Raw genomic sequence first — 209 nt, forward strand, 5'->3', positions numbered from 1 at the left:
GTACTGGTTAACGTGCCTGATGTCGTTACTGCTTTGTCAGTCTCATCGATGGCAATGGTCGCACTGCTGACAGTAGCGGTGTCGTTAGTACCATTAATCGTGACCTTGATAGTGGACGGTGTGCCATCAATAGACGACACCGTGAAGGTTTCTTCGACTTTATCGCCGACGTTCAATTGATTAAACGCGCTGTTGGCGGTGAATACCCA

The 209-nt window shown here is 48.8% G+C and carries 1 protein-coding gene; it reads right to left on the reverse strand.

The genetic code is table 11. The annotated features are described in order from the left end of the window. Window positions 1–209, reverse strand: a 209-nt coding sequence (locus AB4167_RS22115) for a VCBS domain-containing protein (RefSeq protein WP_372137036.1), incomplete at both ends; no start/stop codon positions are given.

The organism is Vibrio sp. 10N.286.49.E11, assembly GCF_041469505.1.
In the GTDB taxonomy this organism is placed as follows: domain Bacteria; phylum Pseudomonadota; class Gammaproteobacteria; order Enterobacterales; family Vibrionaceae; genus Vibrio; species Vibrio crassostreae_C.